A 23,635-nucleotide genomic window follows, 5' to 3' on the forward strand; every position below is an offset into this window, starting at 1 on the left:
CTCAGCTCGGCTGCCGGGTCTCGTAGGGCCAGACGTCGTCGGGGAAAACGCGCGCGAACCAGTGCGGCTGGACGTCCCGCAGCCGCAGCGCCCGCCACCGGCGTGGGTCGGCGGGCTCGGGCACGGCGACCTCGACGTCCGGGCCGTGGGCGAAGAGCCGTTCCTGGCAGACCCCGCAGGGCGCCAGGACCCAGTAGCCGCGGTCTTCGTCGGCGGCGGTGACACACACCGAGCCCGTCACGCGGCGGTCCAGCTTGAAGGCTTCGCAGATCGCGCCGGTTTCGTGGCACAGGCTGACACCCTGGTTCGGGAACTCCGGTGCCGTGCTCGTCAGTATCGCGCCGTCGTCGAGACGCAGCGCGGCCGCGCCGGACCACGGTGTCCCCCCGAAGCGGCCGCGCGCCAACGCGATCGCCGCGTCCACCAGTTCCTGATCGACTCCCATGGCCCGAACAGTAACCGCGACCGGCGACGATGTCCGCCGGGTATCGGAGCGCCGAAATCGGTCTTGGACGGCGCCGGTGTCCCGGCGGTGGAATCGGGTCATGACCGACCTGACCGATCCCGCCGTCCAGGTGGCCGGCGCCCGCGAAATCGCCCCGGACCTGCTGGTGATCCCGAACGCCGGCGTCGACCTCGTGCCCAACATCGGCGTCATCGGCGGCACGGAGGCCGTGCTGGTCGTCGACACGGGCCTGGGCACCGCGAACGCGTCGGAGGTGCTCGCGTTCGCGACGTCGGTCGCCGCCGGGCGCCGCCTGTACCTGACGACGACGCACTTCCACCCGGAGCACGCCTACGGCGCGCAGGTGTTCGCCGATGCCGCCACCTACCTGGTCAACCGCGGCCAAGCGGACGACCTGACCACCAAGGGCGCGGGTTACCTCCGGATGTTCCGCGGCTTGGACCCGGCGATCGCGGCCCGCCTGGAGGACGTCCGGATCCCGGTCCCGGACGAGGTCTACGACGGCTCGCACGAGCTGGACCTGGGCGGCCGGACGGTCCGGCTGCGGCCCACGGGCCGGGGCCACACCCTCGGTGACCAGGTCGTCGAGGTCCCGGACGCGGGCGTGCTGTTCACCGGCGACCTGGCCGAGACCGGGCAGTTCGCGATCCTCCCGTGGTTCCCGCCGCACGACACGGACGTCACCGGCGTCGGGTGGCTTTCGGTCCTGGACCGGCTGGTTTCGGACGGGCCCCGCGTGGTGGTGCCGGGCCACGGAGAGGTCGGCGGCGTCGCGGTGCTCACCGACGTCCGTGACTACCTGAGCGAGCTGCGGGACGAAACCTGGCGCCGGCGGGACTCGGGTCTCGGCGTGGAGACCATCGCCGCCGAGGTGCGGGCGGTGCTCGTCGAGCGCCATCCGGAGTGGGCCGGGCAAGAGTGGATCGAGCCGGGTGTCGGGTGCCTGTGCGCCGAGCACGACGCCGCCCGAGCCTGACCGGGGAACCGCCGGGCTGCGGGGCGGCGGCCGGGTGCACGCCGGCCCCGCTCTTCAGCCGGCGTCCACGCCCAGCACCGCCATCGCCGCGTTGTGGCCGGGGATGCCGCTGACACCACCTCCTCGCACCGCTCCCGCGCCGCACAGCAGCACGCGCTCGTGGGGTGTCTCCACTCCCCACTTGCCCTCCTGGGCCGGGTCCGTCGCGAACGGCCACGCCAGGTCGCGGTGGAAGATGTGCCCGGCCGGCAAACCCAGCTCGGACTCCAGGTCGAGCGGGGTCTTCGCCTCCACGCACAGCTTCCCGTCCGGCGCTGTCAGCAGGCAGTCCTCGATCGGCTCGGCCAGCACGCTGTTCAGCGAAGCCAGCGTCGCGCGCAACGCCGCTTCGCGCGCCTCTTCGTTGCGCCCCTCGAAGAGGCGGGCCGGCATGTGCAGGCCGAACAACGTCAGCGTCTGCACGCCCGCCGCGCGTTCGGCCGGGCCGAGGATCGACGGGTCCGTCAGCGAATGGCAATAGATCTCGCACGGCGGCAGCGTGGGGATCTTCCCCGCCGCCGCCTCGCGGTAGGCCGTCTCCAGCTGGCTGAACGTCTCGTTGACGTGGAACGTGCCGCCGAACGCCTCCGCCGGGTCCGCGTGCGGGTCGCGCAGCTTCGGCAGCCGGGACAGCACCATGTTCACCTTCAGCTGCGCGCCTTCCGGCCGCTCCGGCGGCTCCTCGCCCAGCAGCCGCGCCAGCGTGGCCGGTGCGACGTTCGCCAGGACGTGCCCGCCGCGAACCACGTGTTCGGTGTCGTCGCGGCGGTAGCGCACCTCGCCGTCCGGATCGACCGAGAGCACCTCCGCCCCGGTCACGAGCCGCGCGCCCGCCGCGGCGGCCACCGCCGCCAGCGAGCTCGTCACCGCGCCCATGCCGCCGACCGGGACGTCCCAGTCGCCGGTTCCGCCGCCGATCACGTGGTAGAGCAGGCACCTGTTCTGCCGCAGGTCCTCGTCGCCCGCCGCGGCGAACGTGCCGATCAGCGCGTCGGTGAGCACGACGCCGCGGACCGTGTCGTCACCGAACCAGGACGTGAGCGTCTCGCCGATCGGCCGCTCGAACAACACCGACCACGCGTCGGCGCCGCCCACCCGCGAGCGGAAGTCCACTTCGGACAGAAGTGGCTCGGTGAGCGTGCCGAAGACGCGTTCGGCGACACCGCCGGTCAGCTCCGAGAACCGGCGCCACGCCGCGAAGTCCGATGTGGACCCGGTGACCGCGCGGAACGACTCCGCCGTCCGGGCGTCGTCGCCCGTGTCGACAAGGAGACCCGAGTCGCCCGTGGGTGTGTAGGACGACATCCGGCGCCGCTTCAGCCGCACGTTGAGGCCGAGGTCGGCCACGATCTTCGCCGGCAGCAGGCTGACCAGGTAGGAATAGCGCGAAAGCCGGACGTCGACGCCGTCGAACGCGCGGAACGACACGGCGGCGCCACCGGTCTCCCCGCGCCGTTCGAGCACGAGCACCGACCGGCCCGCCCGCGCCAGGTACGCGGCCGCCACCAGCCCGTTGTGACCACCGCCGACGACCACGACGTCGTAGGAATCCATCCGCCCCTCCTCGGGTGTTGCCTGCCCGTTCATCGTGGCCACGGCGGCGGCCGGAATTCAAGGAAACGTCGCGAACGGTCCTTTCGCGCTATTCGGTTGCGCGGCCCCGGACCGGTCCGGCAAGCTGGAACGCAACCGGCAGGGAGCCGGGGTTCGAGAGCCGGGAGGTGCCTGTCGTGATGGATGTCCGGGCCTTCTCGCGCCCTCACCCACCCGCCCCCCGAGGCTGATCACGCGCCCGGTGGGGCATCCCTGACCAAGGAGAAACCCACCAGTGCGCCAGCACGATTCCGATGACTTCGATCTTTTCGACGCGCGCCCTGCACACCGGAGCACGCGCTTCGAAGACCCGCGTCCCGCTCGCCGCGGACGGTTCGACGAGGAAACCCGCGAACGGCCGAATCGCCGCGCGCGGTACGACGACGAACCCGAACCGGCCCGCCGCGGCCGGCTCACCGAAGGCGAACGCGTCCGGCTCGCCAAGCTCCGCGACGACGCCTACACCGAAAACCAGCTGCCGGACGGCGCCGACCGCTGGTCGACCTGGGACGACGCCGAACACGGCCCGCTCCCCCGGCCCGACTGGGTCGTCACCGAGCTCGCCGCCGTCGACACCGACCTCGGCGTCCTCAAGACCGGCAAGGAGGCCGACGTCCACCTGCTGCGGCGCGGCCTGCCCGGCACCCCCGGCACACTGCTCGCCGCGAAGCGCTACCGCAGCGACGAACACAAGCTGTTCCACCGCGACGCGGGCTACCTCGAAGGACGGCGGATGCGCCGCTCCCGCGAGATGCGCGCGATCGAGCACCGCAGCGCGTTCGGCCGCAACCTGATCGCCGAACAGTGGACCGTCGCGGAGTTCGCCGCGTTGAGTCGCTTGTGGACGCTCGGCGCGCCGGTGCCGTACCCGGTGCAGCGCAACGGCACCGAGCTGCTCCTCGAGTTCCTCGGCGAGGACGACGGGACGGCCGCGCCGCGGCTGGCCCAGGTGCGCCCGGAGCCGGACGAGCTGACCGACCTGTGGTTCCAGGCCACCGCGGCGCTGGAGCTGCTCGCTTCGGAAGGCCTCGCGCACGGCGACCTCTCGGCGTACAACCTGCTGGTGCACCGGGGCCGGCTGGTGGTGATCGACCTGCCGCAGGTCGTCGACGTCGTCGCCAACCCCGCCGGCGTCGAGTTCCTCGCGCGGGACGTGCGCAACCTCGCCGGCTGGTTCCACGGCCGCGGCCTCGGCGAGCACGTGACGAAGACCGACGACCTGCTGGCGGAGCTCGTTTCCGCCGCCGGGCTCGGGTGATCTCGCGGCGGCGTCGCGGGTGTGGCGTGGAACACGCCTGCGACGCCGCCCACAACCGGTCACCTCCATGCGGAGGACCAGCCCACCCTCAGGTACTATCGTTTCAGACCGCAACCGGCGGCGTGGATGAGTTGGTGTCCGTCGCCTCCAGAGCCACCGAATGGCTCGCGGTGATCCGTAACCCCCAAGCGGCGCGCAGTGTCAAGAAAGCGCAAGACACAGTGTGCCGGGTCCGTCCCTGTGAACGCCCACTGCACACCATCTTGCCCTGCCTGCGCGCGGGGAGCCCGGGCCTCCTTGTGACGAACCGTGTCCGAGAGGCATTTGTGACCGTCACGTTCAACTCCGGCCCTTCCTCGACGTCCGCGCACGCGGACCGTCCCGACCGTCGGCCGCGTCAGCGCCCCGCCGGTGGGGACATGCTGCGCGACGACGCAGTCGAGACCGTGGCCACCAAGACCTTCGCCCAGCTCGGCCTGCCGGAGCCGCTGCTCCGCGCGCTGGCCGACGCGGGCATCACCAGCCCCTTCCCGATCCAGTCCGCGACCATCCCGGACGCCCTGGCCGGCCGCGACGTGCTGGGCCGCGCCCAGACCGGCTCCGGCAAGACCCTCGCCTTCGGCCTGGCCATGCTGGCCCGGCTCGCCGACGGCAAGGCCCGCCCGAAGCGCCCCCGCGCGCTGATCCTCGTCCCGACCCGCGAGCTGGCCATGCAGGTGGCCGACTCGCTGACCCCGCTGGCCAAGTCGCTCGGCCTGTGGTGCCGCACGGCCGTCGGCGGCATGGCCTTCGCCCGCCAGGCCGACGCGCTCTCCCGCGGCGTCGACCTGCTGATCGCCACCCCGGGCCGGCTGTCGGACCACGTCCGGCAGGGCACCGCGCACCTGGGCGACTGCAACTTCATCGCGCTCGACGAGGCCGACCAGATGGCGGACATGGGCTTCATGCCGCAGGTCCGCGAGATCATGGACCTCACCCCGCCGGGTGGGCAGCGGCTGCTGTTCTCGGCGACGCTCGACGGTGACGTCAACCGCCTCGTCCGGCAGTACCTGACCGACCCGGTCACGCACTCGGTCGCGCCGTCGACCGCGAGCGTCGACACCATGGACCACCACGTGCTCCAGGTGTCGCACCAGGACAAGCAGGACATCATCACGCAGATCGGCGCCCGCGAGGGCCGCACGATCATGTTCGTGCGGACCAAGCACCACGTCGACCGCCTCACCGAGCGCCTTCGCGAGCAGGGCGTGAACGCGCAGGCCCTGCACGGCGGCAAGACGCAGGGGCAGCGCAACCGCGTCCTGGCCGACTTCAAGGAAGGCCACTCGCCGGTGCTGGTCGCCACGGACGTCGCCGCGCGCGGCATCCACGTCGACAACATCTCGCTGGTGCTGCACGTCGACCCGGCGGCCGACCACAAGGACTACCTCCACCGCGCGGGCCGCACGGCGCGCGCCGGGGCGTCCGGTGTCGTCGTCACGCTGGTCACCAACGACCAGCGCCGCATGGTCAAGCGGATGACCGACCGGGCCGGCGTGCGCGCCGAGTCCACGATGGTCCGTCCGGGTGACGAAGCGCTGACCCGCATCACCGGTGCCCAGGAGCCCAGCGGCGAGCCGGTCATCGAGCGTCGGCGCGAGAACCCGCGTCGCGGTGGCGGCGGCTTCCGCGGCGGCGACCGCGGCTTCGGCGGTTCGGGTCGCGGTGGCTACCGCGGCGACCGTGACCGTGGCGGCGACCGCGGCACCTACGGCGGCGACCGTGGTGACCGCGGGGGCGACCGTGGCGGGTACCACCAGGGCTCCCGTGAGGGTGCCGGCAACCGTGAAGGCCGTCCCGCCGGCTTCGGCGGCCGCAGCCGTCAGCCGCGCTCGGGCAACGGCGGTGGCTACGGCCGCCCGAGCCGTGGCCCGCGTCGCGGCTACGACAGCTGATCGTCTGCTCGGAAGTTTTCGGAAGCCCCGGACCTCGGTCCGGGGCTTCCGGCGTTTCCGGGCCCGCTTCCCGGCCGCGCGGAGCCCGGGTGGGAGACTGCGGGACGTGACTACGCCGCCGGCTCTCCCGCCCGAAGAGGTTTTCGACTGGCTCGACACCGAGGCGGAGAAGCGGGCGAACGCGGGGCTCGTGCGGCAGCTGCGGCCGCGTCCCGCGAAGACGGACGAGCTGGACCTGGCCGGCAACGACTACCTCGGGCTGGCCCGCGACAAGCGCGTCGCCGGGGCCGCCGCGGCCGCCGCGCTGCGCTGGGGCGCCGGGTCGACCGGCTCCCGGCTGGTCACCGGATCCACCGAGCTGCACACCGAGCTGGAGCTGGACCTCGCCCGGTTCTGCGGCGTGCAGGCGGCGCTGGTGTTCTCCTCCGGCTTCGCCGCGAACCTCGGAGCGGTGACGGCGCTGTCGGGGTCCGAGTCCGCGATCGTCACCGACAAGTACATCCACGCGTCGCTGATCGAAGGCTGCCGGCTCTCGCGGGCCGACGTCGCCGCGGTAGCGCACGCGACGCCGTCGGCGATCGAGAACGCGCTGGCGACCCGGCGGAAGCCGCGGGCGCTGGTGGTGACCGACTCGGTGTTCTCGGTCGACGGCGACCTCGCCCCGCTCGCCGAGCTGGCCGGGATCTGCCGTTCGCACGGCGCGGCGATGGTGGTCGACGACGCACACGGCTTCGGCATCCTCGGCGACGGCGGCCGGGGCGCGGTCCACGCGGCCGGGCTGTCGGGCGCGCCCGACGTCGTCACGACGTTGACGCTGTCGAAGTCCCTCGGCGCCCAGGGCGGGGCGGTGCTGGGGCCGCGTCGCGTGATCAAGCACCTGGTGGACACGGCTCGCAGCTTCATCTTCGACACCGCTTTGGCGCCCGCGAGCGCCGCTGCCGCGCTGGCCGCGTTGCACGCGCTGAAGGAGGAGCCGGGGCTGGCGGGGAAGGTGCTGGAGAACGCGGGCAACCTGGCGATGTCGTTGCAGGCGGCCGGGCTGAAGGCGAGCCTGCCGGACGCGGCCGTGATCTCGGTTCAGGCGCCGTCCGCGGAAGCAGCTGTCGCGTGGGCGGGGGCGTGCGCGGAGCAGGGCATCCGCGTCGGGTGCTTCCGGCCGCCGTCGGTGCCGGACGGCATCTCACGGCTGCGGCTGACCGCGCGGGCCGACCTCACGGAGTCCGATGTGGACCGCGCGGTGAAGGTGATCACGGCGACGGCGCCTCGGGGTGCGACCGCCTGAGCCGTGTCCAGAGGGTCGACACGCGTGATTGAGGAGTCGACACGCGTGATCAGAGGGTCGACACGACTTCAGTGCGGGCCGCTCTCCGTGTCGTCCCTCCAGTCACGCGTGTCGACCTTTCGATCACGCGTGTCGGCCCTCTGATCACGCCGGTTACTGCGGGAGGCGGCGCATGGTGATGTGCGGGATTCCGTCTTCGTCCTCGTACTCCGCGCCTTCCGGGACGAAGCCGTAGCGCGCGTAGAAGCCCTGGACGTACGTTTGCGCGTCCAGGACGTACTCGCCCGGGGTGAGCAGGGCCGCGTCCATCAGCTGGGCCGCCAGGCCCCGGCCGCGGGCGGAAGGCGCCGTCACCACGCGGCCGATGCGGCGGACGCCGCCCGGATCCGCCAGGACCCGCAGGTAGGACAGCACTCCACTGGCGTCCGAGAACCACAGGTGACGGGTGTCCGGCCGCAGGTCACGGCCGTCCAGCTCGGGGTACGCCGCCTTTTGCTCCACCACGAACACGTCCACGCGCAGGCGGAGGATGTCGTGGAGCTGGGCGGCGGTCAGCTCGGGCCCGGTCGCGTCGTGCAGGGTCGGCATGCCCCCTGCTTACCATGCCTAGAAGAGGCGCGGCTTGGCCTGGGCCTCGATGTCGTCGGTGTACGCCGAGACGCGCGTGTAGACGCCCGGCTTGCCCGCCTTGCCGCAGCCGTCGCCGAAGGACACGATCCCGATCAGCGTGTCGCCCACGACGAGCGGGCCGCCGGAGTCGCCCTGGCAGGCGTCGATGCCGCCCTCCGGGTAGCCCGCGCAGACCATCGTCTTCTGGTCGTACACCGAGTAGTCGGAGCGGCAGGCGCTGTCCGAGACCACCGGGACCTGGGCGCTGCGCAGGTAGTCGGACCGGTCGCCGCCGTCGGCGACGCGGCCCCAGCCGAGGACCGTCGCCTTCGTGCCCGCGCTGTACGAAGCCGCGTCACCGTTGCCGGGCAGCTTCGCGGGCCGGTAGTTGAACTGGCCGCGGACGGTCAGGACCGCGATGTCGTCGCCCTGCGTCGGGTCGGTGTAGCCCTTGCTGATCCAGACCTTCGACACGCTCAGCACGTCACCGTCGTCGGTGCGCTTGTCCTCCCGGCCGGCCACCACGCGGACGTCCTGCTTCGCGACCGCCTTCGCACAGTGCGCGGCCGTCGCGACCGCCGTCGAGCTGACGATGACGGCGCCGCAGAACTGGTTGCCGCCCGCATCGGTCAGGTACACCGCGTACGGGTGGTCGGAGAGCGAGGCCTTGTCACCGCCCACGATCCGCGGCTGGTTGGCGGACGCCGGGTCCGCCGACGCCGTGCCGACCACCACCGGGACGGCGACCGCGGCGACCGCGAGGAGCGCGCCGCTCACGAGCAGCAGGGATCGGCGGGACTTCACGGACATGGGTCGTTCCCCCTCTTTCACATCAACACGAGCGAACAGCACAAGTCAGAGCGCTCGGCACCCGGATGACTCCGGTGCGTGAACGAGCGGCGCTGAATACCCTAATCGGAGTGGGCCCGAAACGGTGTCACTGAAACGGGTGGACTCCGCGCTCACCGAACGCTTCTGTCAAGCTGACTCGATGCGACGGACAGCGACGGCGGCGTGCGGCACGCTCCTGGCCCTCACGCTGGGCGCCTGCACGTCGGAAGTCCCGCAGAGCCCACAGCCGGTGGCCGCGACGCCGTCCCCGACCGCGGTGGCCAAACCCCCCGCCCCGGTGACTTCGGCGCCGCCGGCGGCGGCGAAAGCGCCCGCCGTCACCTGGCAGGTGGGTGCCCGTCCGCTCCCCCTCGGCCCCGGCGGCTTCGGGGAGATCGAGCCGACGCCACCCGAACTGGTGAACCGGGCACTTCCGACAAAAGACGTCTTACCACCGCCGGCCGACGGTGCGTACCACGCGACGATCAGCGCGGTGCCCGCCGACGTCCTCGCGCGCAGCACCTGGCAGCCCGCCTGCCCGGTCAAGTCCGCCGACCTGCGCTACCTGACGATGTCCTTCCGCGGGTTCGACGGCCGCGCGCACACCGGCGAGATGCTGGTCAACGCGAAGACCGCCACCGGCATCACCCAGGTCTTCGGGCAGCTCTTCGCCGCGCGCTTCCCGCTGGAGGAGATGCGCGTGACCAGCCCCGCCGAGCTGACCGCGCCGCCGACCGGCGACGGCAACTCGACCAGCGCGTTCGTCTGCCGCCCGGCACGCGGGCAGACCAGCTGGTCGGCGCACGCGTACGGGCTCGCGGTGGACGTCAACCCGTTCTGCAACCCCTACACCCAGGGCGCGCTCGTACTCCCCGAGCTGGCCTCGGCCTACCTCGACCGCGCGAACCGCCGTCCGGGCATGGTCCTGGCCGGGGACGCGACCGTGCGCGCGTTCGCGGCGATCGGGTGGAGCTGGGGCGGTGCCTGGACCAGCCCGAAGGACCGGATGCACTTCACCGGCAACGGCCACTGAGCACGTAATACGACGTTAAGCACAGGCGGGAACACGCGCTTCGCGGAGACGGTTGGCTAGGGTGAACGACCGGAACCGACCCCGCGGAGGATGCAGTGCCCCACTACGACCTGGTGATCGTCGGGACGGGATCGGGGAACTCCATCCTCGGCCCGGACTTCGCCGGCAAGAAGACGGCGATCGTGGAGAAGGGCACCTTCGGTGGCACCTGCCTGAACGTGGGCTGCATCCCGACGAAGATGTTCGTGTACGCCGCCAACGTCGCGTACACGCCTTCGCACAGCGCGAAGTACGGCGTCGACGAAGAGCTGAAGGGCGTGCGCTGGCGCGACATCCGCGACCGGATCTTCGGCCGGATCGACCCGATCGCCGCGGGCGGTGCGGAGTACCGCCGCAGCCACGAGGACAACAAGAACGTCGACGTCTACGAGGGCACCGGCCGCTTCACCGGGCACAAGGAGCTGCGCGTCAGCTTCTCCGACGGCCGCCCCGACGAGGTGCTCACCGCCGACCAGTTCGTGCTCGCCGCGGGCGGGCGCCCGGTCATTCCGGACATCCCGGGCCTGAGCGACGTCGACTACCACACGTCCGACACGGTCATGCGCCTCGACGAGCTGCCCGAGCGCATCGTCATCCTCGGCGGCGGGTACATCGCGGCCGAGTTCGCGCACGTCTTCGCGTCCTTCGGCGTGCAGGTGACGCTGGTCAACCGATCCGGACGGCTGCTGCGCTCGGAGGACGAGGACGTCAGCGCGCGGTTCACCGAGCTGGCTTCGGAACGCTTCGACGTCCGCCTGGACCGCAAGACCGTGCGGGCGCGCAAGACCGACAGCGGCGTCGCGCTGGACCTCGAAGGCCCGCAGGGTGCGGAAACCGTCGAGGCCGACCTGCTGCTGATCGCCACCGGCCGGAAGCCGAACTCCGACCTGCTCGACGTCGCCGCCACCGGAGTGACCACTTTGGACAGTGGACACGTCGTGGTGGACGACTACCAGGAGACCGTGGTCGAGGGCATCTACGCGCTCGGCGACCTCTCCTCGCCGCACGAGCTGAAGCACGTCGCGAACCACGAATCCCGCGTGGTGCAGCACAACCTGCTGCACCCGGACGAGCGGATCAAGGCCGATCACCGGTTCGTGCCGCACGCGGTGTTCACCCACCCGCAGGTCGCCTCCGTCGGGCTCACCGAGCAGAAGGCGCGCGCGAAGGGCGTCTCCTACGTGACTTCGAAGCAGGACTACGCCGGGATCGCGTACGGCTGGGCGATGGAGGACACGACGGGGTTCGCGAAGCTCCTCGCCGATCCCGCGACCGGCCAGCTGCTCGGCGCGCACATCATCGGGCCGCAGGCGTCGTCGGTGATCCAGCCGCTGATCCAGGCGATGAGCTTCGGCCTGGACGCGCGCTCGATGGCGCGCGGGCAGTACTGGATCCACCCGGCGATGCCGGAGCTGGTCGAGAACGCCCTGCTCAACCTGCCCCTGGACTGAGTCACCGCGGGCCGGGCGGGGTGACCGCCCGGCCCGCGGGAGTCCCTAGAGCGTGATCGACCAGCCGTCCAGGGTGCCGGTGTCGCCGGGCCCGTAGTCGGTCACGCGCAGCTGCCACCGGCCGCCCGCCGGAGCGGTTGCCGGGACGGTGAACGTGCGAGTGCCGTTCCACGCCGTACACGTGCCGCTGCCGCCGCTGTACTTGAGCGCGTACGCCCGGCTGTTCGGGTCGAGGAGCGTGACTCCGAGGTCTTCGGCACAGGTGTGCCGCAGCGTGACCGCGACGGAAAGCGGGGTCGCCGCCTGGCCGGTCAGGGTGGACGTGATCGGGCTGAACACCTGCTGGTAGTCGCGGATCGGGTAGTCCGTGCCGTTGGTGAGAGTCCGGCCGCCGCCCCCGGCCTGCGTGCGCGCGGTGACGGCCGCGCTCGCGGGAGACGCGTTACCCGCGGCGTCACGTGCCTTGACCGTGAAGGTGTACGCGGTGTCCGGCGAGAGCCCGGTGACCGTGGCGGTGGTGCCCGCGACGCTCGTGGCGAGCGCGGACCCGTTGTAGACGTCGTACGCGGTGGCGTCGCCGGTCGACGCGTCCCAGGCGAGGGACACGCTGGTGGCCGTCGAGCCGGTGACGCGCGGGTTGGCGGGCGCGCTCGGCGGGGTCGTGTCGCCGCTGCCGGTCACCAGCGTGAGCTGCCACTTGTTCAGCGCTTCGATGACCGGCTGGAACAGGGACAGGTCGCCGTCGGAGGGGTTGTCGACGCACTTCGACGGGCCGCCGTCGTGCAGGCCGGTGGCCTTGTCGCCGAGCAGCCAGCCGCCGCCCGAGTCGCCGCCGAGGGAGCACGCCGTCGTCCAGGTCAGGTCGTCGATGACCAGGCCGCCGCCGTAATCGACGGACTTGTGCGTGTACTTGACCTCGCCGCACTGCCAGTGCGAGGTGGTGCCGGAGTGGCAGACGCGGTCGCCGACCATCGCCTCGGCCGCGCCGGACAGCGTGACCGCCGGCTGGCCCCAGGTGTTCACCGACGCCGACAGGGACCAGCCCGCTTCCGTCACCGCGACGACGCCCATGTCGCCTTCGCGGGCGTTGACGCTGTGCGTGCCGCCGACGTTCGACGTGCCGAGCCTGTTCTGCTGGCCCGAAGCGCCGTACGCGGCCTGGTCACGGTCGTTCGTGCAGTGGCCCGCGGTGAGGAAGTGCTGGGCACCGCCGGAATCCGTGGCCGGAAAGCCGACCGAGCAGTTGCTCTCGCTGCCCGGCCACCACGGGTTGCCGGTCTGGATCGTGCCCGACTGCTGACGCGGCGAGGTCGGCGTCTCGGTGATCCGGACGCCGAGATCCTTCACCCGGGAGAGGAAGCTTTCGGTCGCGGCGGTCTTCTTCGTCCGGTCGATGTCGACGCCGACGTCGTTGCCGCGGACGTCGACACCCCAGCCGTAGACGCCCGGCACGCCCGCTCCGACCAGCGAGCGGACGGCGGCGTCGGTGCGGTCCAGGTCCGCCTGGCTCCGCGTCACGACCTTCGCGACGGCTCCCGCGGCGGCGACCCGGCCGGCGTCGGCGGCCGACGTCACGGCGACGGTCAGCTTCCCGGTGGCCGCGTCGAACCACTGCCCGGCCGAGGCCGCGCGCACCGCGGCGGGCAGGGCCGCGGCCACCCGGTGAGCGTCGTCCTGGGCCGCGAGCTGGGCCCGGGCCTGGTCCGCGGTGAGCCCGAAGGCGATGGCCACGCCGTCCACCTCGGCCTGCGGGTGACTCGGCGGTGGCGCCGCCTGGGCCGGGGTGACGCCCAGTCCGAGCGCGGCCAACGCGGCCACGCTCGCGACGGAAACGAATCTGCGCATCGGTTTCTCCTCGGGTCGGCGAGTGGAGTGCGCAGACCGTAGAACGCGGGAAAGACCGAATTGAAGATCCGGAAGTCCTTAACAGTTAACTGGCGGGCCAGTCCCATTCGAAGCCGTATCGGCCGGGACCGAAGTTCAGCGCGACCCCGTGCACCGCACCGGATTCCGGGACGACGTCGGCTTCTTCGCCCGGTTCGGCGAACCGGCGGCACACCGCCGGAACCGCCTCGGGCGAGAACCGGATTTCGAGCACGTATTCGCGGACCGGCAGCCGGAACTTGCGTTCGTAGTTCGTCGCGACCGGGTGCGGCGCTTTGTTGACGAGCGTGTGCTCGGTGAGCACGGTTTCGCCGCGCAGGAGCGGCCTGCCGAAGAGCAGTTCGACGACGAGGAGGCCGTCTTCCGGCCGGAGGACGCGACGGCCCGCCGCACAGCCGCGCAGGTCGCGCAGCTCCGGCAGCGGCCGGTCGTGCTCGTCGAGGTGCAGGATCACCACCCACCGGTCGGGGCCGTCGGCTTCGGCGCGCAGCACCTGCCGCGACCGGATTTCCAGCTCCTCGCGGGCGCTTCCGACCAAGACGACGTCGTGCTGGCTCAGCCGGGTCAGCCGCTCGTCCCAGCGGATGTCCACATCGGACACGGCGGCGTCGATGCGCCGGCCGTCCGGCCAGAACCGCCCGATCTCCGCGAGCGAGGACCGGCGCGCCCGCGGCGGCCCGAGCAAGGCGACCAGAGAACCTTGCGGTACCTCGAGAACGGCTTCGAGCTGACGCAGGCCGCGGACCGAGTCCCGCCGCTCGGGGCGGCTGCGGCCGGACTGCCAGTAGCTGAGCGTCGCCGTCGTCACCGTGACACCACGGGTGCGCAGGTGCTCGCGCAGCCGGTCGAGGCTCAGGCCGCGGGCGCGGATGGCCGCGCGCAGGGCGGCGTCGAACGGGCCCACGCGCAGCAACGTCCCGAGGTCCGGCGACGGCACGGCCACCCGGTGATCTTAAGCGGCCCAGGCCGGACGAACGCCGTTAACTGTTAAGAATCAGACGAACCGGCGGCGGCCGGCGAGGGCGCCGAACACCATCTGGACCAGCAGCAGCGCCAGGAGCATGGCCAGCGGCACCTGCCAGCTACCCGCGACGTCGTGCAGCAGGCCGAACAGGAACGGCCCCAGCGCGGCGAACAGGTAGCCGAAGCCCTGCGCCATCCCGGACAGGCGGGCGGTGTCGGCGCCGGTGCGGGCGCGCAACGCGATCACCGTCAGGGCCAGGGAGAACACGCTCATCCCGAGCCCGACCAGCAGGCTCCACAGCAGCGGCGACCACGACGGCGCGAGCATCAGCCCGGTCGTCCCGGCGAAGCCGAAGACGCCGAGGGTGACGATCCACAAGCCCTGGCCGCGCTGGCGGGCCGCCATCGGCGCGACGATCAGGCTGATGGGCACGGCGATCAGCGAGACCAGGCCGAACAGCAGGCCGGCTTCGTCGCGCGGCACTCCGGCGTCCATCAGCACCTGCGGGAACCAGCCCATCGCGGCGTAGGCGTAGAACGCCTGCAGGCCGAAGAAGGCCGTGACGACCCAGGCGAGCCGGTTGCGCAGCAGCGACCGGCCGGCGTCGGCGGCGTCGGCGTGACGCGGTGTCCGGCCGGTGCCGCGGGCTGCGAGAATCCACGCGACCAGCGCGACGACGGCCACCACCGCCCAGGCGCCCAGCGCCGGGCGCCAGCCGCCGAAGGTGTCGCCGAGCTGCGGGGTCACCGCCGACCCGAGGGCGCCCCCGCCCTGCAGGGCCGCGGTGTAGACGCCGGTCATGACGCCGATGCGAGCCGGGAAGGAGTCCTTGATGACCACCGGGATGAGCACGTTGATCAGGGCGATCCCGGCGGTGGCGACGAGCGTCCCGCCGAGCACCACGGCCGGGCCGTCGACCACGCGCAGGACCAGCCCGGCCGCGATCGTGGCCAGCGCGAGCGCGATCGCGGAGCCGATCCCGGCCCGGCGGGCCAGCAGCGGCGCGGCCAGCCCGGCGCCGGCGAAGCAGAGCGTCGGCAACGTCGTGAGCACGCCCGCCCAGACTCCCGAGGTGCCCAGGTCCGCGCGCATTTCTTCGAGCATCGGCCCGACCCCGGTGATCGCCGGGCGCAGGTTGAGGGCGGTGAGCACCACCGCGACCGCGAGGAGCGCGCCGGCGGCGACCACGCCCGGCGTCCGGACCTCGATGGCGCCGTCCAGCTCGGTTTCCAGGGCGGATTCACGGTGTTCGACGCGCATGACCGCTACTATCGCATACGTAGGATGATTGGATGAAGGGATAACTCCTGTGCCTTTGGCCACCACCCGGCGGGCCGGCCTGGTCGACCAGGTCATCGAGCAGCTGCGCACCGCCGTCGCGGAGGGCGAATGGCCCCTCGGCGAGCGCATCCCGACCGAAGCCGAGCTCGGCGAACAGCTCGGCGTCGGGCGCAACACCATCCGCGAAGCCGTGCGCGCGCTCGCGCACACGGGCCTGCTCGAAGTCCGCCAAGGCGACGGCACCTACGTGCGCGCCACCAGCGAGGTGTCCGGCGCGATCCGCCGTCTCTGTGGCGACGAGCTGCGCGAGGTCCTGCAGGTCCGGCGCACCCTCGAAGCCGAAGGCGCCCGCCTCGCCGCCTTGTCGCGCACCGAGGAGGAGGTGGCGGAGCTGTGGTCGCTGCTGGCCCGCCGCGAGGTCGAGCTGCGCGAACGGCGCTGGGAGGACTTCGCCCGCACCGACGCCGAGTTCCACACAGCGGTGGTGCGCGCCGGGCACAACGGCCTGCTCACCGAGCTCCACCGCGGGCTCACCGAGGTCATCACGGCGAGCATCGCGGCGACGTCGAGCATCACGCCCGGCGTCGAGCACGTGCCGGAGATCGGCCACGAAGGGCTCGCCGAGGCCATCGCCCGGCGCGATCCCGATCGCGCGGCCGCCGAGGCCTGCGGGTTCCTGGACGAGCTCCTGGAGCGCGTCGAACGCTCCTGACCTGGACTTTCGGGCCTGATGGCACCACTTCCGACCCTTAAGGGTGCCATTTCAGGGTTGTCGTGGCACCATCGCGGTGCCACAGTAATGCCATGGACCTGACGCCCTTCGTGGACGAACTCCGCCGGGAGCTCGCGGTCGCCGCCGAAGCGGCGGGCGAGGAAGCCGTCGCTCTCGCCGAGCGGCTCACCGCGCCGCTCGAATCGGCGATCCGGCTCACCCTGCTCGACGCGCTTTCGGCCGCGACCGACGAGATCACCCGCGACCTCGCTCCCGGCTCCGTCGAAGTACGCCTTCGCCGCCGCGAGGCCGAGTTCGCCGTTTCGCTGCCCACCACGCCCGAACCCGCACCCGCCGAAGCGCCGCCACCCCCGCCGGAGCCCGACGACGGCGCCGTCGCGCGGATCAACCTGCGCCTGCCCGAGCAGCTCAAGCAGCGCGTCGAAGAAGCCGCCGGCCGGGACCGGATCTCCATCAACGCCTGGCTCGTCCGGGCCGCGAACAGCGCGCTCGGCCCCGGCCGGAGCCAGCCGCCGCCGCGCCGCTCGGCCTTCGGTGAGAAGTACACCGGCTGGGTTCAGTAACTCCCCCACTTCCTTCACGTCTCCGACCTGCGGAGACGCCACCCGAGCACCCCAGGAGGGCGCAGCCATGCCTGTTTTCCCCACCCCCGAGCCGATCACGGCCACGATCGACGTGAGCGTCGCGGACGTCCGGATCGTCGCCGGCGAGCGTGCGGAGACCACCGTCGAAATCGAGCCCGCCGACCCGACCGACGGCGAGGACGTCAAGGCCGTGGCCCGGACCCACGTCGAGTTCGCCGGCGGCGAGCTGCTGGTCAAGGGCCCGAAGTACGTCACCAAGCTCTGGGGCAAGGCCGGCGCCCTGCACATCACCGTCGAGCTGCCGGCCGGCTCCCGGATCCGCGGCACCGCCGCGATGGGCGACTTCCGCGTCGGCGGCCGCATCGGGGACAGCCGGCTCAAGACCTCCGTCGGCGACATCCACCTCGACGAAGCCGCCGTGATCGAGGCGAGCACCGCCACCGGCGACGTCACCGTCGACCGCGCCACCGGGCACGCCGAGGTCCACACCGGCTCCGGCGAGCTGCGGATCCGCGAGATCGACGGCACCGCCGTGCTGAAGAACTCCAACGGCGAGACCCGCGTCGGCGAGGTGACCGGCGACCTGCGCGTCAGCGTCGCCAACGGGGACATCCTCGTCGACGTCGCCCACGCGGGCGTGCACGCCAAGACCGCGTCCGGCGACATCCGGATCGGCGAGGTCATCCGCGACCGCGTCGTGCTCGAGACCGCCGTCGGCGAGATCGAGGTCGGCATCCGCGAGGGCAGCGCCGCGTGGCTCGAGCTCAACTCGCTGACCGGCAGCGTGCGCAACACGCTCAGCGCCACCAACGGCCCCGGTGCCAGCACCGAGACCGTCGAGGTCAAGGCCCACACCTACACCGGCGACATCGTCATCCGCCGCGCCTGAAGACTCCGCACACGCAAAGGGGAAGATCCATGTCAGACGCCATCGTGGCCGAGGGACTGGTCAAGAAGTACGGGAAGGTCACCGCGCTCGACGAGATGTCGTTGCGGGTGCCGGAAGGCACGGTGCTCGGCGTGCTCGGGCCGAACGGCGCCGGGAAGACCACCACCGTCCAGATCCTCACGACGCTCCAGCAGCCGGACGCGGGCCGCGCGACGGTCGCCGGGTTCGACGTCGTGAAGGACGCGCACGAGCTGCGCACGCACATCGGCGCGTCCGGGCAGTACGCCGCCGTCGACCTCGAGCTGACCGGGGCCGAGAACCTCGAGATGGTCGGCAGGCTGTACCACCTGGGCACCAAGCGGGCCAAGGCACGCGGCCGGGAGCTGCTGGCCCGGTTCAGCCTGGACGACGCCGCCGACCGCCCGGTCAAGGGCTACTCCGGCGGCATGCGGCGCCGGCTCGACCTGGCCGGAGCGCTGGTGGCGAACCCCCCGGTGCTGTTCCTCGACGAGCCCACCACCGGGCTCGACCCGCGGGCCCGCACCGAGCTGTGGGACGTCATCACCGAGCTGGTCGCCGGCGGCACCACGCTGCTGCTGACCACGCAGTACCTCGAAGAGGCCGACCGGCTGGCCGACAGCATCGCCGTCATCGACCACGGGCGCGTGATCGCCCGCGGCACCGCCGACGAGCTCAAGGATCTCGTCGGCGGCGAGCGGATCGAGCTGACCGTCGGCACGCACGACGACGTCGCCGTGGCCCGGCGGACGCTGGCCGGGCTGGGCGGCGGTGAGCCGCAGGCCGAGGGCTTCCGCCTCACCGTGCCCGTGACCCACGGCGCGAAAGCGCTTACCGAAGCGCTGGCGCTGCTCGCCGCCGACGGCGTCGACGTCCGCGACGTCGGTCTCCGCCGCCCGACCCTCGACGACGTTTTTCTCACCCTGACCGGCCATGACGTGACCAACACAGACGAGACCGTGAAGGAGGCCGTGTGATGAACGCGGTGCAGATGGCCGTCACCGACGGCGTGACGATCGCCAAGCGCAACTCGATCAAGATCTTCCGGTCGCTGGACCTGCTCGGGTCCCTCGTGTTCACGCCGGTGATGTTCGTGCTGCTCTTCGGTTACGTGTTCGGCAGCGTGATCGACGTCCCCGGGTTGTCGTACCGCGAGTTCATGCTGCCCGGGATCTTCACCCTCGCGGTGGCGATGGGCGGCATCGTCACCGGCTACGGGCTGACCGACGACCTGCAGAAGGGCATCATCGACCGGTTCCGTTCATTGCCGATGTCGCCCGCCGCCGTGCTGATCGGGCGGACCACCGCGGACCTCATCCTCAGCACGGCGAGCCTGCTCATCATGGGCCTGGTCGGCCTGCTGGTCGGCTGGCGCATCCACACGAGCGTGCTCGAGGCGCTGGGCGGGATCGTCCTGCTGCTGGCCTTCTCCTACGCGCTGTCGTGGGTGATGGGCGCGCTCGGGCTGGCCGTGCGCAAGCCCGAGGTGTTCAACAACGTGTCGATGGTGGTCGTCTTCCCGCTGACGTTCCTGGCCAACACGTTCGTCGACAGCGGCAGGCTGCCCGGCCCGCTGCGGGCGATCGCGGACTGGAACCCGGTCTCGGCGATCACGCAGGCGGCGCGGGAACTGTTCGGCAACACGAGCGCGGCCCTCCCGCCGCGCGACGTCTGGCCGATGCAGCACGCGCTCCTGGCGTCAGTGCTGTGGATCGCGCTGCTGCTGGCGATCTTCGTGCCGCTTTCGGTGCGCTGCTACAAGAAGGCCACGAGCCACTGACTCAGGGCAGCGTGAGGATCTCGCTGCCGTCGGCCGTCACCACGAGGGTGTGCTCGAACTGGGCCGTCCACTTCTTGTCCTTCGTGGTGACGGTCCAGTCGTCGGGCCAGATGTCGTAGTCGATGGTGCCCAGGGTGATCATCGGCTCGATCGTGAAGGTCATGCCCTCCTCGATGATCGTGTCGACGGAGGGCTCTTCGTAGTGCAGGACCGTCGGCGGCGTGTGGAACGCCGGGCCGACGCCGTGGCCGGTGAAGTCGCGGACCACGCCGTAGCCGAAGCGCTTGGCGTAGGACTCGATGACCCGGCCGATCACGTTGAGCTGCCGGCCCGGCCGGACCGCCTTGATCGCCCGCATCGTCGCCTCGCGGGTGCGCTCCACCAGCAGGCGAGCCTCCTCGGAGACGTCGCCGGCCAGGAACGTCGCGTTCGTGTCGCCGTGGACGCCGCCGATGTAGGCCGTCACGTCGATGTTGCAGATGTCGCCGTCCTCGATCACCGTCGAGTCCGGGATGCCGTGGCAGATGACCTCGTTGAGCGAGGTGCAGCACGACTTCGGGAACCGGCGGTAGCCCAGCGTCGAGGGGTAGGCGTGGTGGTCGAGCAGGAACTCGTGCACCACCTTGTCGATGTCGTCGGTGGTGGCACCCGGCTTGACGGCCTTGCCGCCCTCCTCCAGCGCCTGCGCCGCGATCCGGCTCGCGACCCGCATCGCCTCGATCACCTCGGGCGTGCGCACGCCACTGCCGGTGTCCCGCTTCGGCGCCGGCTTGTCCACGTACTCGGGACGGGCGATGGAACTGGGGACGTCACGGCGCGGCGTCTGGACGCCGGGAACCAGCGGGGCACGAACGGACATGCCCCCACTTTACGACGGCCCGCTCAGCCGACCCCCGCCAGGAACCGGTGCGCGGCCTGCACCGCCGGTTTGGACGACCCGGCCTCGGTCAGCAGCACGGCGAACGCCAGGTCACCGCGGTAGCCGACGAACCAGCCGTGCGAGCGGGAGCCGTCGCCGAACTGGGCGGTGCCGGTCTTGCCCGCGACGTCGGGGATGTCCCGCAGCCCGGTCGCGGTCCCCGCGGTGACGACCTCGCGCATCATCCCGCGCAGGGCGCCCAGGACGTCGTCCGACGGGGGGTCGCCGACGTTCTGCGTGGTCGCGGGCAGGCCCTTGACGATCGACGGCGTCGGCACCTTCCCCGCCTGCACCGTGGCCGCGGCCAGTGCCAGGCCGAACGGGCTGGTCACCACCGTGCCCTGGCCGAAGCCGTTCTCGGCGCGCTGGACGGCCGAGTCGCTGGCCGGGACGGCGCCGGTGACCGTGGTCAGGCCGGGGACGACGAAGTCCGCGCCGATCCCGAACGAGCGGGCGGCGTCGGTGAGCGCCGAGGACGGCAGCCCGGCGGCGAGCCGGGCGAAGGTCGTGTTGCACGAGCGTGCGAACGCCGTCGTCAGCGGGACGCGGCCGAGGTCGAACCGGCCTTCGTTCGGGACGACGCGGTTCTCGATCGTCGTGGTGCCGGGGCAGTCGACCGGGCTGCCGGCGTCGACGTCGCCCGTCGACAACGCGGCCGCCGCCGTCACGATCTTGAACGTCGACCCCGGCGGGAAGCGGCCGGCCAGCGCCAGCGAGCCCTCGTCGTCGGCGGCCCGGTTCTGCGCGACGGCGAGGATGTCGCCGCTCGACGGCTGGATCGCCACCAGAGCGGCCGGGTACGGCTCGGTTTCCAAGGCCTTCTCGGCGACGGCCTGGATCCGCGCGCTGAGCGTGCTGGTGACGGCCGGCGACGGCCGCGGCGGCTCCGCTTTCAGCTCGGAGACCTCGCTGCCGGTGACGCCACGGGTGATGATCCGCCAGCCCGCCGCACCCGCCAGCTGCTGCTCGACCAGCGCGCGGATGCCGGGGAGGACCTGCTGCCCGGAGCCGCGGGTGACCGGCAGCAGCCGCTCCTGGCTGGCGAACCGGACGCCGGGCAGGTCGTAGATCACCGGCTTGACCCGCTGGTAGTCGCCGGCGCGCAGGCTGATCACCGGGTAGGCGTCCCCGGGCTTGGTCTTGCTCATCCCGTCCAGCACCGAGCGGCCGGTGACCGACGGCTCGAAGCGGTGCAGCGCCTTCGCGAGCGAGCCGGCGACGGCGCTCGCGTTGCCCGTCTTCTGCGGGTCGACGGCCACCCCGATCACGGTCTGCGGGCGCATCAGCGGCACGCCGTCGCGGTCGAGGACCGGCGCGGTGTCGGGCAGCTGCGGCAGCAGGCCGAGGGTCTGGCCCACAGCGAGCTGCGGGTGCACGACCGTCGGCTGCCAGTGCACCTGCCAGCCGTTCTCGGCCGCGCGCAGCAGGGCGTCGGCGCGGTAGGTCCAGGTGCGGCCGTGCGGCAGGTGCCAGGTGAGCTGGTAGCCGGCGGTGACGGTGTCGCCGTTCGGCTCCTTCACCTCTTCGTCGTCGACGTCCAGGGACTCGGGCTCGAGCACGCCGCGGACCTGGGACAGCACGGTCGCGGCCGCGTCCGGCGAGTCGGTGTTCGCGGCCGCGGCGGCGACGTCCCCGGACGCGAGGGCGTCAAGGAAGGCGGAGAGGGCGTCCTCGGGGTCGTTGCCCGAGCACCCGGTCGTGGTCGCGGCGACGAGCAGCAGCACCGCGAGGGCACGGTGTCGACGTGCACTCATGGCGGGATGATGCCTGGTCAGCAGGGGTGTCCCAGCGTCGAAACGCCGCCACGGAAGAGTGGCTAGAAGAGCACCGTCGCGTACTGGCCGACCTGCTGGAAGCCGATCTTGCGGTAGGCCGCGAGGGCCGGGGTGTTGAAGGCGTTGACGTAGAGGCTGGCGGTGCGGCCGAGGCCCTTGACCAGCCGGTTCACCACCGCGGCGGTGCCGGCGGTGCCGAGGCCGTCGCCGCGGCGATCGGGGTGCACCCAGACGCCCTGGATCTGCCCGACGGTCGCCGACATCGCGCCGATCTCGGCCTTGAACACGACCTCGCCGTGCTCGAACCGCGCGAACGCGCGCCCGGCGCCGATCAGCTCGGTGACGCGGGCGCGGTAGCTGGCGCCGCCGTCGCCGCTGCGCGGGTCGACGCCGACCTCCTCGATGAACATCGCGACGGCCGCGGGCAGGTACCGCTCGAGCTCGTCCGGCCGGACCGGGCGGACCAGCGGGTCGGCGGCGACGAGCGGGGTGCTGTCGAGGGCCATCAGCGGCTGGTCGTCACGGACCTCGCGGGCCGGGCCCCATTCGTCTTCGAGCTCTTCCCACAGCCCGAGGACCTGCTCGGCCGGGCCGACGAGGGAAGAACAGGTGCGTTGACGGCGCAGCGCGCGGTCGGCGAAGGAGCGCAACGCGGGGGCGTTGCCGCGGAGGGGGATGAGGTTGGGCCCGGAAAAGCACAGGCCTTGGAGCCGTCCGGCCCGGACCGGACGGCTGTCGGCGGCCCAGAGCTCACCACCGAGCCGCCACGGGTCGAGACCGGCAGCCTCGACCCGGGCGCTGACCATGCAGCTGCCCACCGGGTCGGCGGCGAGCGCGGCACGGACCGCCGGATAGTCCCGATCATCGAGCAGCCGTGCACCTGCAAGCCGCAACACGGGCTCCAGGGTGCCAGATGAACAGCCGAAACGGAACGCGAGCCTCTCGACACGCTCAGATGAACGGCCGGTGTCCGGCGATCCGGGCAGAATCGAAGACATGCAGCGCTACACGTACAAGGTGGTCGAGGTCCGCGAGAAGCTCCTGGGCGGCAAGATGTCCGGGGACAAGCTCGAGAAGCTGCTCAACGACCACGCCGGGGACGGGTGGCAGCTCAAGGCCATCACGTCGGCCGAGGTCAAGGGCCGGGTCGGGCCCGGCGGGGTCGACGGTTTGCTGGTCACCTTCGAACGACCGGTGCAGTAGACGGCTCGCGGCCCGGCCGGCCGCCGCGGCAGGAGCGCCGCCGCGCGGCGGGGCGGGCAACCGCCGGATCGGGCCCGGCGAGGTCGACGGCCCG

Annotated in this window: 22 protein-coding genes; 12 read left to right on the forward strand and 10 right to left on the reverse strand. The window is 72.2% G+C overall.

Going from position 1 to position 23,635, the window contains the following annotated elements; translation table 11 throughout:
- Position 1: 1 nt before the first annotated feature.
- Positions 2-445 carry a cytidine deaminase gene (locus tag ABZ342_RS36465; RefSeq protein ID WP_360483044.1) on the reverse strand — a complete coding sequence of 148 codons (444 nt, stop codon included), beginning with the start codon at positions 443-445 and terminating at the stop codon, positions 2-4.
- 100 nt (positions 446-545) lie between these two features.
- Here ABZ342_RS36465 and ABZ342_RS36470 point away from each other — a divergent pair, with 100 nt between their 5' ends.
- Positions 546-1,442 carry an MBL fold metallo-hydrolase gene (locus ABZ342_RS36470; protein ID WP_360483047.1) on the forward strand — a complete coding sequence of 299 codons (897 nt, stop codon included), beginning with the start codon at positions 546-548 and terminating at the stop codon, positions 1,440-1,442.
- A gap of 54 nt (positions 1,443-1,496) precedes the next feature.
- Here the strand turns inward: ABZ342_RS36470 and ABZ342_RS36475 are convergent, their stop codons facing one another.
- Positions 1,497-3,035, reverse strand: a complete 1,539-nt coding sequence (locus tag ABZ342_RS36475) for an NAD(P)/FAD-dependent oxidoreductase (protein WP_360483050.1) — start codon at positions 3,033-3,035, stop codon at positions 1,497-1,499.
- 274 nt (positions 3,036-3,309) lie between these two features.
- On the opposite strand from ABZ342_RS36475, the gene ABZ342_RS36480 reads away from it, so the two are divergent.
- From ABZ342_RS36480 to ABZ342_RS36490, 3 genes are all read left to right on the forward strand, one after another.
- The gene (locus tag ABZ342_RS36480) at positions 3,310-4,332 is read left to right on the forward strand and encodes an RIO1 family regulatory kinase/ATPase (protein ID WP_360483053.1); all 1,023 of its coding nucleotides are present in this window, start codon (positions 3,310-3,312) and stop codon (positions 4,330-4,332) included.
- Between the two features lie 326 nt (positions 4,333-4,658).
- Positions 4,659-6,266, forward strand: a complete 1,608-nt coding sequence (locus ABZ342_RS36485) for a DEAD/DEAH box helicase (RefSeq protein ID WP_155545404.1) — start codon at positions 4,659-4,661, stop codon at positions 6,264-6,266.
- A gap of 106 nt (positions 6,267-6,372) precedes the next feature.
- Positions 6,373-7,548 (forward strand): 8-amino-7-oxononanoate synthase, encoded by a 1,176-nt coding sequence (locus ABZ342_RS36490; RefSeq protein WP_360483057.1) that lies wholly within the window; start codon positions 6,373-6,375, stop codon positions 7,546-7,548.
- Positions 7,549-7,701: 153 nt separating this feature from the next.
- On the opposite strand, the gene ABZ342_RS36495 is transcribed toward ABZ342_RS36490, so the two are convergent.
- Both ABZ342_RS36495 and ABZ342_RS36500 read right to left on the reverse strand, forming a co-directional pair.
- Complete coding sequence (locus ABZ342_RS36495; protein WP_360483060.1) at positions 7,702-8,136, reverse strand: GNAT family N-acetyltransferase; 435 nt, start codon at positions 8,134-8,136, stop codon at positions 7,702-7,704.
- An 18-nt stretch (positions 8,137-8,154) separates the two neighbouring features.
- A complete protein-coding gene (locus ABZ342_RS36500; protein WP_360483063.1) occupies positions 8,155-8,967 on the reverse strand; it encodes a serine protease in 813 nt (270 codons plus the stop codon).
- Between the two features lie 181 nt (positions 8,968-9,148).
- On the opposite strand from ABZ342_RS36500, the gene ABZ342_RS36505 reads away from it, so the two are divergent.
- On the forward strand, positions 9,149-10,021 hold the full coding sequence (locus ABZ342_RS36505) for a M15 family metallopeptidase (protein ID WP_360483066.1): 873 nt from the start codon (positions 9,149-9,151) through the stop codon (positions 10,019-10,021).
- Between the two features lie 95 nt (positions 10,022-10,116).
- A complete protein-coding gene (locus tag ABZ342_RS36510) occupies positions 10,117-11,511 on the forward strand; it encodes a mycothione reductase (protein WP_360483069.1) in 1,395 nt (464 codons plus the stop codon).
- 45 nt (positions 11,512-11,556) lie between these two features.
- On the opposite strand, the gene ABZ342_RS36515 is transcribed toward ABZ342_RS36510, so the two are convergent.
- The 3 genes from ABZ342_RS36515 to ABZ342_RS36525 form a co-directional block, all read right to left on the reverse strand.
- Complete coding sequence (locus tag ABZ342_RS36515; protein ID WP_360483072.1) at positions 11,557-13,356, reverse strand: fibronectin type III domain-containing protein; 1,800 nt, start codon at positions 13,354-13,356, stop codon at positions 11,557-11,559.
- A gap of 85 nt (positions 13,357-13,441) precedes the next feature.
- The gene (locus ABZ342_RS36520; RefSeq protein ID WP_360483075.1) at positions 13,442-14,338 is read right to left on the reverse strand and encodes an XRE family transcriptional regulator; all 897 of its coding nucleotides are present in this window, start codon (positions 14,336-14,338) and stop codon (positions 13,442-13,444) included.
- A gap of 51 nt (positions 14,339-14,389) precedes the next feature.
- The gene (locus ABZ342_RS36525; RefSeq protein WP_360483078.1) at positions 14,390-15,619 is read right to left on the reverse strand and encodes an MFS transporter; all 1,230 of its coding nucleotides are present in this window, start codon (positions 15,617-15,619) and stop codon (positions 14,390-14,392) included.
- Positions 15,620-15,668: 49 nt separating this feature from the next.
- Here ABZ342_RS36525 and ABZ342_RS36530 point away from each other — a divergent pair, with 49 nt between their 5' ends.
- The 5 genes from ABZ342_RS36530 (at position 15,669) to ABZ342_RS36550 (ending at position 19,644) form a co-directional block, all read left to right on the forward strand.
- Positions 15,669-16,352 carry an FCD domain-containing protein gene (locus ABZ342_RS36530; RefSeq protein WP_360483081.1) on the forward strand — a complete coding sequence of 228 codons (684 nt, stop codon included), beginning with the start codon at positions 15,669-15,671 and terminating at the stop codon, positions 16,350-16,352.
- A gap of 92 nt (positions 16,353-16,444) precedes the next feature.
- On the forward strand, positions 16,445-16,936 hold the full coding sequence (locus ABZ342_RS36535; protein WP_360483084.1) for a toxin-antitoxin system HicB family antitoxin: 492 nt from the start codon (positions 16,445-16,447) through the stop codon (positions 16,934-16,936).
- 67 nt (positions 16,937-17,003) lie between these two features.
- Entirely contained in the window at positions 17,004-17,846 is an 843-nt protein-coding gene (locus ABZ342_RS36540) for a DUF4097 family beta strand repeat-containing protein (protein ID WP_360483087.1), read from the forward strand.
- 29 nt (positions 17,847-17,875) lie between these two features.
- Entirely contained in the window at positions 17,876-18,841 is a 966-nt protein-coding gene (locus ABZ342_RS36545; protein WP_360483090.1) for an ATP-binding cassette domain-containing protein, read from the forward strand.
- On the forward strand, positions 18,841-19,644 hold the full coding sequence (locus tag ABZ342_RS36550; RefSeq protein WP_196425531.1) for an ABC transporter permease: 804 nt from the start codon (positions 18,841-18,843) through the stop codon (positions 19,642-19,644). The genes ABZ342_RS36545 and ABZ342_RS36550 overlap by 1 nt, the downstream gene beginning before the upstream one ends.
- Position 19,645: 1 nt before the next feature.
- Here ABZ342_RS36550 and map read toward each other — a convergent pair whose 3' ends face one another.
- From map to ABZ342_RS36565, 3 genes are all read right to left on the reverse strand, one after another.
- The gene (map, locus tag ABZ342_RS36555; RefSeq protein WP_155545391.1) at positions 19,646-20,503 is read right to left on the reverse strand and encodes a type I methionyl aminopeptidase; all 858 of its coding nucleotides are present in this window, start codon (positions 20,501-20,503) and stop codon (positions 19,646-19,648) included.
- Positions 20,504-20,526: 23 nt separating this feature from the next.
- Positions 20,527-22,317, reverse strand: coding sequence for a penicillin-binding transpeptidase domain-containing protein (locus ABZ342_RS36560; RefSeq protein ID WP_360483095.1), 1,791 nt, complete (start codon positions 22,315-22,317; stop codon positions 20,527-20,529).
- A 62-nt stretch (positions 22,318-22,379) separates the two neighbouring features.
- Complete coding sequence (locus tag ABZ342_RS36565) at positions 22,380-23,234, reverse strand: GNAT family N-acetyltransferase (protein ID WP_155545390.1); 855 nt, start codon at positions 23,232-23,234, stop codon at positions 22,380-22,382.
- A 100-nt stretch (positions 23,235-23,334) separates the two neighbouring features.
- Here ABZ342_RS36565 and ABZ342_RS36570 point away from each other — a divergent pair, with 100 nt between their 5' ends.
- Positions 23,335-23,541 carry a DUF4177 domain-containing protein gene (locus ABZ342_RS36570; protein WP_155545389.1) on the forward strand — a complete coding sequence of 69 codons (207 nt, stop codon included), beginning with the start codon at positions 23,335-23,337 and terminating at the stop codon, positions 23,539-23,541.
- Positions 23,542-23,635 lie beyond the last annotated feature (94 nt).

The organism is Amycolatopsis sp. NPDC005961, assembly GCF_040629235.1.
In the GTDB taxonomy this organism is placed as follows: Bacteria; Actinomycetota; Actinomycetes; order Mycobacteriales; family Pseudonocardiaceae; genus Amycolatopsis; species Amycolatopsis camponoti.